Origin of the sequence: Nonomuraea sp. CA-143628 (assembly GCF_050942315.1) — a bacterium.
GTDB lineage: Bacteria > Actinomycetota > Actinomycetes > Streptosporangiales > Streptosporangiaceae > Nonomuraea.
In genome coordinates this window covers 11,321,256-11,334,126 of record NZ_CP192072.1, presented here as the reverse complement: position 1 = coordinate 11,334,126, position 12,871 = coordinate 11,321,256, and the positions used below count along the sequence as shown (strand labels likewise).

Genomic DNA, 12,871 nt, shown 5'->3' with positions numbered 1-12,871 from the left:
CCGCAGCATGCCCCCAGTCCAGGGTGTGATCTGCTGCTCATATTCGCTATGAAAACCTGAACATCCGCCATGATCTGTCCGGGTTTCCTTCTGGTCGGTGGCGTTGGCCGGGTCGAGCGGGACCATCGCGGGGCGGGTCATGGTTCGGTGAGGCGTTCGCCGAACCGGTTGACTGCGGCGCTGCTGAGCCTGCACGCCCGCAGCATGGCGGGTCGTGGCTGGTTCGGCCAGGCGGGCAGATTCGAGCGTTGTCGTTCATGTGTTCTACCCGCCAGGGCCAACCGATGGTAATCTTTCAGTTACCGATCGTGAGGTTGCGTTGCGGAGGAGCGGGGGTGCGGGCATGCGGGCATACCGGTTCCCCGCCGATCGCGACGGGCTGAGCGTGTGGTGCATCTGTTGCCGCGACCGCCGCCTGGCCGGCACCTTCGTGCCGGCGTGTGGTCGCCGGCCGTCGAGCGGTGCTCAGTGCTCAGGTGGCGGCCGATTCCAGCGCGGTTCATCCCCTTCGGCCTGCTCCCGAGGCGGGAGCGGTGCATGAGTGAGCTCACCGCGACCGCCTCGTGCACCGCCTACGCGGCGGTGGTGGAGGCGAGTGGTGAGGTTGTTTCGCAGGGCCTGCTGGTGCGGCGGGTGGCCTGGCTGAGCGACCTGACAGGCGACCTGACCGCCTGCTTGGTCGCGGCCCGGTGGAATGCGGTTGATCTGGACGCTTTGGCGTCCGGGGCAGGGTTGGACGGGCGGGCGTTGCCGTCGAAGGGCTGGATGGCCCTGCGCAGGCTCGGCTGGGCCGTGAGTCCGCCCTCGGGTGTGCATGTGTGCGATCGGGTGCTGCGGTGCGCCCAAGAGCAGGCCGCTCGCCTGTTGCGGCTGGCGCTGCATCGGCGTCGGCTGGTGGCGGCGATCGTGGCGACCTGGCCGCAGGATACGGGTGCGCGCACCGATGCCGAATGGGACGCGCTGCGCGCGCTGCTGCCGGACGGGGTGACGGCGGCGGACGTCCGGAACCGGACCCGGCAGGTTCGCGCCTATCTCGACGCGCATGAGGTGTTCCCGGCCGATCTGACCGACCTGGAGGAGCCGCCGAACGTTGCGGCCCAGACCGTGCTTGCGGCGGCCGACCGGCAACTGCTCACCCTGCAGCGCACCAGCGGCGGCAGCGCCCGGTTGCGGGTGCGGCTCCCGCTGGTGGAGTTCCCCGTGTCCGCCAAGGACTGGGCGTGGCATGTGCTGCCCGTCGGCTTGCCGCCGACGGTGCCGCCGGAAGCGACGTTGTGCGCCCCCACCGTGCGGGTGGCCAAGGGACGGGTGCGCGTCGATCTACCGTTCAAGATCCCGATCGGTTTCGCGCCCGCTACCGGTCATGCGGTCGGGTGCGGCTTCGACTGGGGCCTCAACACGGTGCTGGCCGGCGTGGCGGGGCGTCTGGCCGGTGGGCGGGTGCTCAGTGATGGGCGGCCGTTCGCCTACGACGCGAGCGGCATCTCGGCCAAGCTGCACCGATTGCGAGCCGAGCGTGAGCACCTGGCCGCCAAACACCGGCATCTGGAAAGGCTCCTGGCCGACATCACGCCCGCTGACTCCCGCCACGTCGCGTTGCGTACGGCCCGGCAGGTGCTCGGGGTCGAACATGAGCGGCTGTGCGCCCGCATCCGGAACCTGAACAAGGCGCTGGCCTGGTCAGCGGCACGCTGGGCGGTCGACCACGCCGTGACCGCCGGGGCGACGGTCCTCTACCTGGAAGACCTGGCCACCCTGGAGGCACGCGGCCGCCGGGGGAGCGTGAACGCGCGCCTGTCGGGCCAGGTGCGCGGGAAGATCGTCGAAGCGATCCGGCACCTGGCCGCCAAGCACGCCATCGCGGTGGTCACCGTCCCGGCGCGCGGCACCTCCCGCTACTGCCCCCGCTGCGGCCAGGGTACGTCGGTGCTCACGCATGGCCCGGCTCCGGATCGGCTCGGCGAGCGGGGCTGGAGGTGGGCGTACTGCCCGGCCTGCGGCCTGTCGTGTGACCGGGACTGGGCAGCGGCCGAGCGGATCCTCGCCCGCGGTCTGCTCGGCCAAAACGCCACCCGCACCCACCGCTCCACCGGCGTGCGCACCATCGCCACCATCGTGGAGGGCAACGTCGCCCGCGCCCGACCGCGACGCAGGCCCACCCGGGCGGCCCGGCGCGCTCGCCGCACCGGATCAGACCTGCACCCCCGCCCGGCGGCGCGCGACCGGTCCAAGAACCGTCCCACCCCGAAACGGCCCACCCGTACCCCGGCCAACTCACGAAACAATTCACGAGACAACCCGATGACTTTCAGCCGTGTGCCCGACCGGCGCACGGTGCCCGCCCCACCGCCTGCCAGCGGTGGACAGCGTCCGGCGGGCCATGCACCCAAGCCGGGACGGCACCAGCCATACCGGACAGGGCATGTCAGGAATTCCCACCATCGGACCGGCTTCCACCACGCCAAAGCCACCCCCGTGCTCAAGCTTGCCGAGCACGGGGGCGGCCCAAAGCAGGCTACGCCTGTCCGAGTTGCCTGATTCCTTCAGGGAACCACAGGGAATTCAAGACGCTGTGCTTCTACGACGACACCGACTTCAACGGAACCTTGGATGTTAATCGGTCAGTTCCACTTGGCCTTTGCCTCGGTAGCTCATTCGCCGCCAGATCGGTGATCAACAACACCTTGTTCGCACACAACATTTGGCGAGAAAGCGGATGCAGGGGGGAAAGCATCCACGTCGGTCCAGGCGAAAGGGTTACCGACATTGGATTCGACGCTCACTACGCGTCGAGAGCCTGAACGCGAGCTCCAGCGGCGCCCGCCTCTGCCGAACGGCATACTCGCAGCCCCGGAACAGGGCAAAGATCGGCCGAATGGCACATGGGCCGGATCGACCCCGGCCAGCAGGCTGGTCGCATGGCAATGACGACAACCCCACGATCCCTGATCTCGCGCTGGCCCGCGTGGTCGGCCTACGCGGCGGCCCTGTGGTCTCTGGGCTACGGCCTGCTCGGCATGGCCTGGGCACTCGGCGCGCCCGGCTTCCCGTGGGGAGCTTCCGACCCCGATCTGGACGGGGCGCTGTCCATCCTCGCCGGTGCGACCCCGCGTCCCGGCGGGTGGTGGATCGCCGCGTTCGGCGTGCTCGGCGCGATCCTCGCACTGACGCTGGCCCGTACCGGCCAAGGCGGGCGGGGCGTGGCCTCCCTCGCGCCCCTGCTCCTGGCCTGGCCCTCGGCGGCCGTACTGATCGTCGTGATCCCCGACTCCCGCCTCATGATGGGCGTGGCCTACAGCCCGTTGCTGGCCGTCGCGCCGCTCTTCGACCTGAACGTGGGCGGCACCACCCTGGCCGATGCCTGGCCGTGGCCGGTGGTCAACCAGCTCGTGTGCGTGCTGGGCGGACTGCTGCTGGCCGCCGCGGCGCTCGCCTATCAGCGGCGTCGCCGTGAGGCATGCGGTACGTGCGGGCGTACCGGCCAGGACGGCTGGACCGCGCCCGAGGCGGCGGCTCGGTGGGGACGCCGGGCCGTCTACATCGCCGCCACCGTACCGCTGGTCTACTGCGCGACCCGGTGGTGCTGGGCGCTCGGTATCCCGCTGGGGGTGAGCAAGGAGTTCCTCGTCGAAGGCGCCCGTGACGCTCCCGGCATCTGGCTGGCCGGTGCCTACCTCGCCACCTTCGGCGCGGGCGGCGGCGTGCTCACTCTCGGGCTGGCGCAGCGCTGGGGCGAGGTCTTCCCGCGCTGGATCCTCGGCCTGAGGGGCAAGCGCGTGCCGCCGCTGCTCGCCATCATCCCGGCGACGCTGGTCGCGATCATCATCACGGTGGCCGGTATGACGTACATCCGTGGGGCGATCGCGGGCCGGTTCTCCATGGCGGAGTGGGGTGCCTGGCTGCCGGAGACGTTCTGGCCGATCTGGGGAGGTGCGCTGGCCGCCGCGGCCTTGGCCTATCACCTGCGCCGCCGGGGCCAGTGCCGCCACTGCGGCCAAGGCGCCGGTGATCGGGCCGGCCACATGGTGCGCCGGAACCGGCCCCTTGCAACATGAGAACGCTTCAGCCCTATCTGCCGGCCTTTGCGTGAAGGGGGTCGTATGGCACACTCAAATTGTGACACAGAGTTACCAGTCGATTCTGGAGAGTATTCTTGCGCGATCTGGCAGCGCGACACGGTGGCGAGTCGTGCATGGTGATCCCTGGTGCATGGTGACCCCGTCGCACCACGTCTCCCGGCGGCAGGGATGGAAGCTGCATGTGGCCGCCACCGGGGTGTCGGCGCCCCGGGTGCTGGAGCGCGCCGGGCAGGTTCTCGTCAGGCATGGCTGTGCGTTCAAGTTCGCCGCCACTCCCCGGGTGACCGCTGAACTGAACGCACCGGACGCTGCACGCGCGTCGTCGGGGAAGTTCATTACCGCCTACCCGTCTGATGACAGTCAGCTGCGGATTCTGGCGGCGGCGCTGCATACCGCCACACGGGGCCTGAAGGGGCCCGCGATCTTGTCGGACCGCCGCTTCGAGCCGGGCAGTCTGGTGCACTACCGGTTCGGCTGCTTCTCTCGGCCACGTGAGCTGAATGACGATGGGTTCTACGAGGGACGGCTGCGCGCACCTGATGGTTCGTTCGTGGTCGACGAGCGCAGCCCGTGGTTCTGGGCGCCGCCCTGGGCGGGCAGCCCGTTCCCCGTGCCGGCGCCAGGTGTTCCTGGACGGCGGCCCGGTGCGTCAGTGCTGCTGGCCGACCGGTACGAGGTCAGCGAGGCGATCCGGCATTCCAACCGCGGTGGTGTGTATCGGGCCCGTGACCGGGTTACGGGTGACGACGTCCTGTTGAAGGAGGCCCGCCCCCATGTCGGCGCTGACAGAGACGGCACGGATGCGCGAGACTGGCTGCGGCACGAGGCGAGGATCCTGGAACTGCTCGTACCGCGCGCGATCGCCCCGGCCCCGCGCGGCCTCTTTGACAGTGGCGGGCATCTCTTCCTCGCCGAGGACCTGGTCGAGGGCATCAGCTTGCAGCAGTGGACGGCCGACCGCCTGGAGAGCGGCCGGGGGATCACGGTGGAGCAGGCGTGGCAGCTCGCCGGCGACCTCGCACGGCTCATCGCCGAAGTGCACGCCGAGGGCCTGGTACTGCGCGACTTCAAGCCGAGCAACGTGGTGATGACACCGCAGGACCAGCCGGTGCTGGTCGATCTGGAGTGCGCGATCCACGCCGGCACACCGGCGCGGGTCGCCGGCACCCGCGGGTTCGCCGACCCCGAGTACCTGGACGCCCCGGCCGAGAAGTCCGGTGACGTCACCCGCCCGCACCCCCCGGCCCCCGGATACGAGGCCGACTGCTACAGCCTGGGCGCGACGCTGCTGCATGCCACCAGCGGCATCAGTCCGGTCCTCGCCGCAGACTCCCCTCCGGCCCGGCCGAACGCGGAGCGGATCACGGCGATCGTCGCCTCGGCCGCAGTGGACCTGCCCGCCCTGCACGCTCTGGCACCGCTTGTCCTCGGGCTCACCGCACCCTCGGCCGAACGCTGGACCCTCACTCGCGCACGCGAGTTCCTCAGCGCGCCCTCGCACAGCAGTCCCCCCAGCGCCCTGCCGAAGGCAGCCATCCCCCCGGTTGCCCGGCTGCTCGCCGACGGGCTGGCGTTCCTCGCCGACACCATCACCCCCGGACACGAGTACCTCTGGCCCGCGCCGCGCTCACTGCCCTCCGGAGACCCGTGCAACGTCCAGATGGGGGCGGGAGGGATTCTCGCCGTCCTGGCCCGTGCCGTGCGCTGCGGCCACCACGAGGTCGAGCCGACGCTGCGGACGGCGGCCCGGTGGCTGGACAAGCGACTCGCGGCACCTGACCGGGTGCTACCCGGCCTGTACTTCGGCCGATCTGGGAGCGCCTGGGCACTGTACGAGGCTGCGCGAACGCTTGGCGACCAAGAACTGGCCGAGCGCGCCGTGGAGTACGCCCTGACCATCCCGTTGGACACCAGGCGCACCGACGTCTGCCACGGTCTGGCCGGCGCTGGGACCGCGCTGCTCCACCTCGGCCGAGCCAGTGGCGATCCCCGGCTCCTCCAGCGGACATCACAATGCGCTGACCGCCTCCTGACGCTGCTGGGTGCCGGAAAGGGCGTGCACTGGCCCCTCACCGCACCAGCGCGTGATGAACTGTCCGGCTCTTCCCACTACGGCTTCGGCCATGGAGTTGCCGGAAACGCCACCTTCCTCCTCGCCGCAGGCCGCGTACTGGACCGCCCGGAACTCGCCGAGATCGCGCTGGCCGGGGCGCACGCGCTGTGCGCCCTCACCACGTGGCAGGGAGATCTCGCGTTGTGGCCCAAAGGACCCGGTGCCACGGAACGGATCGGTCTGAATTACTGGTGCAACGGTGCCTCCGGCATCGGCACCTTCCTGGTCCGCGCCTGGCACGCAAGCGGCGAGACGCGATTCCGGCAGCACGCCGAGGGCTCGGCGACCGCCGTGATGCGGGACCGATGGCGGATGGGCCCCGGCAGCTGCCATGGAGTCGCGGGCAATGCCGAGTTGCTGCTCGACCTGCACACCGCCATCGGTGAGGAACAGTACCTGGTCCAGGCCCGCGAGTTGGCAGCCTGCTTGGCCGTCCGTGCGGTGCGGCGGGACGGCCGCCTGCTGATACCCGACGACACCCTCCGGGACGTCTGCGCCAGTTACAACGTCGGACTGGCCGGTGTCCTCGACTTCCTTCTCCGCCTGCAGTGCGGCGGACCTCGTTCGTGGCTGGTCGACTGACCGGACACAGCACCACCTCACACCCAGAGAACCGACACCAGAAAGAGGAAACCTCATGGAGAGCGCCGTCCTGGAACTGCAGGAACTGCCCGAGAGCACCGAGCAGCAGCCACTGGAGCCGATGATGTGCTGCGACACCGGCCACCACAGCTACGAGTGGACCGACTTCTGCTCGGACTGACCGGCGACATGTAGACAGCCCAGATCATGCCTGTTTCGCAGCCCGGCACGAACGCGGCGGCTCCGCTGCCGTTGCGGGGTTCCGGCATGGTCTGGGCACCGGCGGTGTCCGCAGGGACCGTCGGCGCCGGGCGAAAAGCAGTCGACGCCCTAGCCGGTCGGCCACGACCGTCCCCCCGGGCGGTCCCGCACGACCTCGGTGCCGGCGGGCCCGGTTTGGCCCTGGCGTTCGACCAACTGGACCGCTGCCGACCGGGACAGGGATGGCGGACGATGGCGGACGGCTACCTGGCCGCCGCTGTACGAGGAAGCGCACACACCAGCCCGCGGACGCACGGCCTCTTCAGCGGTCTCGGCGGACTCTCGTTCGCCGCGACAACGCTCCAACGTCCTTGGCCCCCCGGCTGCCTGACTGCGGCAGCCACACACGCCCGGCTTCCGGCGGATTCGACCAATCGCCGCACCCTGGATCTCATCTCGGGCCTGACCGGCACCGGCGCCTGCCTGCTGAGCCACACCGACGATCCACAGCGCGCCGAAATACTGCGCACCATCCTCACCACCTTGAGCAGCACACCCCCACTCCCGGACCACGGAATCGCACACGGTACGGCCGGACTTCTCGCGCTGCTCTCCCTGGCACTGCGGGCGGGCATCGAGGTCCCGAACCAGCGCGACGCCGTCCAGCGCCTCGCCACCGCCCTGACCGGCGCCCGCACCGAGGACGCCTGGGGAACCAACTGGCCCGCCCCACCCAGCTATCCGGGCCACGCCCGCGCCTCATGGTGCCAGGGCAGCCCCGGCATCGCCCGCGCTCTGTGGCTTGCCGGCACGGCTCTCGACGACCAGGTCTTGCGCGAACTCGCCTGCGCCGCTCTGAAGGCCGCACTCCGCCGTCCGGCCTCAGAACGCCGAATCGACACCACCGCGGGCCTGTGCCACGGACTGGCCGGCCTCCTGCAGATCACCCTGCGCTTCGCCCATGACACAGCGGACCCCGCCTTCCAAGCGGCCGCGGACACGCTCGTCGGGCAACTTCTCGCGCTCCGCGACCCGGCACTGCAACAGGCGGGATTCCTCGGGGGCGCAGCGGGCGCCGTACTCGCACTGCTGGCCGCCACCACGACACAACCACCACTGTGGGACCGCGCACTCCTGCTGGCATGAGCGGGCAGGCGCCTGCTGCGTACCCTTCCCTCGGGAGCCATCCGCCAGAGTGAACTCACATAGTGCGCCTGAGTCCTTCGTCGATGCGGGTGCGCAAGGAGCGCAGCACCTGCCTGAGCTCTGCCGGTTCGATGCCCGTGACGTCAGCGTCGAAGGTCAGGAGCAGTCCTGCCCATGACCACGCACCGAGCGTGAGTCGGCAGCGGGAGCCGGTGTCGTGCTCGACCGTCGATCCGCCGGGGGCGAACCGGGCGCCGACGGGCGCAGGTAGTGCGACGAGCAGGGTCTATCCGGGCTGTCGTCGACGGCACAACTACCGACCGCTGTTCGCCATCATCCCGGCGACGCTGGTCGCGATCATCATCACGGTGGCCGGTATGGCGTACATTCGCTGGTCGCTCTCGGGCCGGTCGCCCGTCACCTCAGATGGTGTGACGCTATTCGTGAGCGGGACGGGTGTAGGCGGGGTGGCGAGCGATGGTCCCAGGTTGCTGGGTCGTCGCGTTGCCGGTCAGAGCCTGCACGAGCCGATCTCGTACGGCGCTCAGCTCGGCGATCCGCTCCTCCAGGGCCGCGACCTTTCTGCTCACCGCTTCCACACTGGGCGGGCAAGCCGGTCCAAGCGAGACCTCGCCATCGTCCAGGCAGGGCAGGAAGCCGCGCACATCCTGGGCGGTGAAGCCGTTCGACAGCAGAAGCTGAATGTTGCGGACCTTGGCCACCGCGCTGCCGTCGTACTGCCGATAGCCGTTGACGGCCCGTTCCGGCTCAAGCAGGCCCTGCTGCTCGTAATAGCGCAGGGCCCGGACGGTGACGCCGCTCGCTCGCGCCAGCTCCCCGATCAGCACCGTGGCAGTTTATGCCTTATGTCCTGCTGCCACGGAGAGGCCGCCGTCAACGCGAACCACCGTGCCGGTGAGATACCCGGCCTCGGGCCGCGCCACGTTCACGATCCACCAGGCGATCTCGCCGGGCTGGGCGATGCGCCCGAGCGGGATGCGTCCGATGAGTCCCGCGCCCGAGGCGGCGATCTGCTCCTGGGTGAATCCGGCGTGCGCCAGCACGGGTGTGGCGGTGATGCCGGGCGCCACGGACACGACCCGCACACCCTTGGGCGCGAGCTCGACCGCCCAGGTGGCCGTCAGGAAGTCGAGGGCGACCTTGGTCGAGCCGTAGACCGAGTTGTCCGGCCAGCCGTACGAGGGCGGGTTGGAGGACACGTTCACGATCGTCCCTTTCGCGGCGGTCAGGTGCGGCAGGGCGGCCTGGGCCAGGAAGAGGGGAGCGAGCAGGTTCGTGGCGATCTGCTCTTCGGCGGTACGGCGATCGATCGTCCCGAGCGCGGCGGGCCGGGTGATCGCGGCGTTGTTGACCAGGACATCGATCCGCCCCAGCCGCTCCACCGCCGCCTCGACGATGCGCTCGGGCCCATCGGCTGCGGCGCCGTCCGCGGTGAAGGTACTGATCGAGGGGTGCGCGGCAGCGGTCTCCTCCAGGCGCGCGGCGGTGCGACCGACGACGAGCACCCGCGCGCCCTCAGCGGCGAACTGGTGAGCCGTGGCACGGCCGATCCCCGTGCCGCCTCCGGTGATGACCACGCCCTTGCCTGCCAGGCCGTCCATGAGTGTCCTCTCTGTCCGCAGGTGAGTGACCGCGACGCTAAAGGCTGACCTGGGGGTCAAGGTCAAAATGGCGGCTCGCCCCTGGGCTACAACGCGGCGGTCGGAAAGCCAGTACGACGTGGCGGCTGGGAAAGGCCCCCAGACGGAACGCTGCGGCGGATGCGCGTCTGGGGGCCTTCTCCTCCCTGGGGGGTCAAGGGAGGTCTGCACCCCACGGCAGGTAGAGGCACCGTCGTACCGGCCGTGGGGATGTCTAGCGAGGCAGCAGCGCCCATACGACGCGTTCGCCAACTGGGCTGCGGTGGGTATCCCATTGGCCGTTGGTGAGGGCGTCCACGACCAGGAGTCCGCGCCCTCCCGTCTCGTCCGGTCGAGGCCGGCGGGCGCGTGGAGTTTCGCTGGAGTTTCCGGGATCGGTGATGGTCAATCGCCAAAAGCCCGATTCGGGAATCAGGTGCATCCTGCCCCATATGGCGTTGGCGTGAATGATGGCATTGGTGAGTAGTTCTGAGGCTATTTCCTGAAGGTCGGGAAGAGTGGGATGGTCCGAGCCCATCCATTCTGCGAGTTCGCGGCGGGCCAGCGAGGGAATCCGGTGGGATTCCACCTCGCTCGTCGTCCATACCTTGACACCTGCGTACGGGGGGTCTGACACAGCTGCTCGCATGGCCACCTCGGAACGTACAGATCTCTTGTGTTTGTGCGGTTACCTGTCCCAAGCATGGCCATGGTCGATGCTGATGTCTTCCGGAATTCCCCTCCAAAAGCTTCACAGCCTGTGGTTGTCTCTGTACGTACGGGTGTGCAAGCGGCGGAGAAAGGGTGTGATATGTCGGAAGATGGGAATAAAGCTGCGAGAAACGCCAGCGAGGAATATCGGGCACGAATGCGGAAGTATCGAACAGCAAAGGATCTCACTCACGCCCGTCTCGCGCCGCTCCTTCCCTGTAGTGAGAGCTTGATAGGTGCGGTTGAGCGAGGCACCCGGCTGCCCACCGAACCGTTCACCCGGCAGCTCGAAAGGGCACTGGGGCTGCATGGCGAACTGCTGGAGCTGCTGCCCCCGATCAGGGGCTTGGGCCAGAAGTGGTTCAGGAAATGGCCGGCAGCCGAGCAAGCGGCGCGATTCATCCGGGTCTACGAACTGGCGTTGATCCCCGGTCTCCTCCAGACGGCCGACTACGCCAGGGCGATCTTTCAGGGCGAACCGGGGGCACTACCCGCCGAGGTAGAAGAGGAGGTCAAGGTTCGGCTCCAACGTCAGGCAATCTTGTCTCGGGTCACTCCACCTACCCTCTCCGTCATCCTGGATGAGAGCGTCTTGTGGCGGGAGGTCGGCGGACGCGAGGTGATGAGAGCGCAGCTGGCAAATCTGCTTGCTCTGATGGCCCGTCCATGCATTACGGTTCGGGTGATTCCCCTGGCGTCGGGGGCTACGGCTGGATTGGTCAGCGCATTCGCGATAGCCGACACTGACGACGGTACGCAGACTGGCTACATCGACAGCGTCGAGAGCGGCGAGGTCACGCACCAGACAGAAATGCTCCGGAAGCTAGGCGAGCGATGGGAGGTGCTGTCCGCTCTTGCGCAACCCATCTACGAGACCGAGAAGATCATTCAGAGGGTGGTGGAAAGTCATGACCGATAGGGAGTTGGTCGCCGCTGTCTGGCGAAAGGCAACGGCCAGCGGCGGTAACGGAGGCAACTGTGTCGAGGTCGCCCCCCTGAGCGGTGGGCGTGTGGGAGTGCGGCACAGTCGGCATCCGGAAGGGCCTGTCCTGGTGTACACACAGGCTGAATGGGATGCCTTCCGGGACGGGATGTCCAAGGGAGAGTTCGACTTCTAGCAAGACCGGCAGGGGGCCTGCCCGGTCGGGTGGGCCCCCTGTGGACACGGCTTGGGCTTCGTCATTGCCTGGCTACTTCACCTGGAAGCCCCCGCACATACGCTTCCGCATCGCCTTGATTCAACGAACTACCGCTGGACCACAACAGGCCGAGGTCGTGGGTCTTCACCGCCACCAAGACGGCGAGCAAAACGAGCATCGCACCCATCGCGGCAAGGTGGTATTTGCGCGGCAGATAAGCCAGAGCGAGCGCGGTCGCGCCACCCACGATGAGCCCACCGAGATGTCCCTCCCAGGAGGTGAACCCGGCCGAGATCACCAGCCAGATCAGGAAGAACATGATGAGCCGACCGCCCCCAAGCGGGTCGTGGCCAAGCCGCCGGCTGAAAACGAAGTACGCGGCCGCCAACCCGAAGATCGCTCCCGACGCACCGACCGCTTCCGTGTCGGGGGAGATGAGGTACTCGAAGACCGAACTGCCCACGGCCGCCAGCAGGTAGAGCCCGACGAAGCGCAGCCTGCCCAGCATCTCCTCGACCGCCCGGCCCAGGGTCCACAACCAGTACAGGTTGAAGACGATGTGCAGGATGCCGAAACCGCCCTCAGTGGGTTGCAGGTGCAGGAAATTGGCCGTGATGAGCCGGTACCACTCGCCGGCGGCCACACCAATGGGCGTTAGACCGGTGTCGCTCTCGTAAACGTAGTACTGTCCGTCCGCGCCCAGCAGTCCGATGCCCAGGCCGTCCAGCCGGTCCACGATCGAGGGCATGGCGATCTCGCCGGCGTAGGCCAGGACGATGATGGCGATCAGGGCGTAGGTGACCACCGGAACGGCGGACACTTTGCCACCGAAGACGGTCCTGGCCTGCCGTACCGACTTGTTGCCCTCACGTACGCATTCGACGCACTGATGACCCACGGCCGCGTCCCGCATACAGTCGGGGCAAATGTAGCGGTCGCAGCGCGTGCAGCGGACATAGGTCTCGCTCTTGGAGTGCCTGTAGCAGGTCGGCACCTCGGAAATCTGCTCTTCCACGTCACTCCACACCTTCGACGGTTCCGGCGGAGAGCGAGAGTATCGAATTGCCGGTATATAGGCGTTTTATTAATCAAATCGATTGTGATCCGATTCGGTCTGTTTAGGCTCCTTCCGTGGGCATCGCGCCCACCACGACGTACTCATCGTGGTGGGCGGAGCCGGCTTCGAAGACCCGAACAGGAGGCTCATCGGACTTGCCGACGACATCTGGCCGACGGCTATGGGCTGCTCGGTGGCCTCCT

11 protein-coding genes are annotated in these 12,871 nt (G+C 68.5%); 7 read left to right on the top strand and 4 right to left on the bottom strand.

Features of this window, described 5'->3' with window-relative positions; translation table 11 throughout:
* Positions 1-537 precede the first annotated feature (537 nt).
* From ACQP2T_RS51195 to ACQP2T_RS51175, 5 genes are all read left to right on the top strand, one after another.
* On the top strand, positions 538-2,538 hold the full coding sequence (locus ACQP2T_RS51195) for a zinc ribbon domain-containing protein (protein WP_433512059.1): 2,001 nt from the start codon (positions 538-540) through the stop codon (positions 2,536-2,538).
* Between the two features lie 380 nt (positions 2,539-2,918).
* On the top strand, positions 2,919-4,055 hold the full coding sequence (locus ACQP2T_RS51190) for a hypothetical protein (RefSeq protein ID WP_433512058.1): 1,137 nt from the start codon (positions 2,919-2,921) through the stop codon (positions 4,053-4,055).
* A 154-nt stretch (positions 4,056-4,209) separates the two neighbouring features.
* Positions 4,210-6,774 (top strand): class IV lanthionine synthetase LanL, encoded by a 2,565-nt coding sequence (gene lanL, locus ACQP2T_RS51185; protein ID WP_433512057.1) that lies wholly within the window; start codon positions 4,210-4,212, stop codon positions 6,772-6,774.
* A gap of 55 nt (positions 6,775-6,829) precedes the next feature.
* Entirely contained in the window at positions 6,830-6,955 is a 126-nt protein-coding gene (locus ACQP2T_RS51180; protein ID WP_433512056.1) for a hypothetical protein, read from the top strand.
* 26 nt (positions 6,956-6,981) lie between these two features.
* Positions 6,982-8,121, top strand: coding sequence for a lanthionine synthetase LanC family protein (locus tag ACQP2T_RS51175; protein ID WP_433512055.1), 1,140 nt, complete (start codon positions 6,982-6,984; stop codon positions 8,119-8,121).
* A gap of 437 nt (positions 8,122-8,558) precedes the next feature.
* On the opposite strand, the gene ACQP2T_RS51170 is transcribed toward ACQP2T_RS51175, so the two are convergent.
* The 3 genes from ACQP2T_RS51170 to ACQP2T_RS51160 form a co-directional block, all read right to left on the bottom strand.
* On the bottom strand, positions 8,559-8,969 hold the full coding sequence (locus ACQP2T_RS51170; RefSeq protein WP_433512054.1) for a MerR family transcriptional regulator: 411 nt from the start codon (positions 8,967-8,969) through the stop codon (positions 8,559-8,561).
* A gap of 9 nt (positions 8,970-8,978) precedes the next feature.
* On the bottom strand, positions 8,979-9,743 hold the full coding sequence (locus tag ACQP2T_RS51165) for an SDR family NAD(P)-dependent oxidoreductase (RefSeq protein ID WP_433512053.1): 765 nt from the start codon (positions 9,741-9,743) through the stop codon (positions 8,979-8,981).
* 253 nt (positions 9,744-9,996) lie between these two features.
* On the bottom strand, positions 9,997-10,299 hold the full coding sequence (locus ACQP2T_RS51160; protein ID WP_433519938.1) for an ATP-binding protein: 303 nt from the start codon (positions 10,297-10,299) through the stop codon (positions 9,997-9,999).
* 330 nt (positions 10,300-10,629) lie between these two features.
* Here ACQP2T_RS51160 and ACQP2T_RS51155 point away from each other — a divergent pair, with 330 nt between their 5' ends.
* Together ACQP2T_RS51155 and ACQP2T_RS51150 are read left to right on the top strand one after the other, a co-directional pair.
* Positions 10,630-11,391 carry a helix-turn-helix domain-containing protein gene (locus ACQP2T_RS51155; RefSeq protein WP_433512052.1) on the top strand — a complete coding sequence of 254 codons (762 nt, stop codon included), beginning with the start codon at positions 10,630-10,632 and terminating at the stop codon, positions 11,389-11,391.
* Positions 11,381-11,590: a DUF397 domain-containing protein gene (locus ACQP2T_RS51150; RefSeq protein ID WP_433512051.1), complete on the top strand. Its 210-nt coding sequence runs from the start codon at positions 11,381-11,383 to the stop codon at positions 11,588-11,590. The genes ACQP2T_RS51155 and ACQP2T_RS51150 overlap by 11 nt, the downstream gene beginning before the upstream one ends.
* Positions 11,591-11,651: 61 nt before the next feature.
* Here the strand turns inward: ACQP2T_RS51150 and ACQP2T_RS51145 are convergent, their stop codons facing one another.
* On the bottom strand, positions 11,652-12,626 hold the full coding sequence (locus ACQP2T_RS51145; RefSeq protein WP_433512050.1) for a rhomboid family intramembrane serine protease: 975 nt from the start codon (positions 12,624-12,626) through the stop codon (positions 11,652-11,654).
* Between the last annotated feature and the right edge of the window lie 245 nt (positions 12,627-12,871).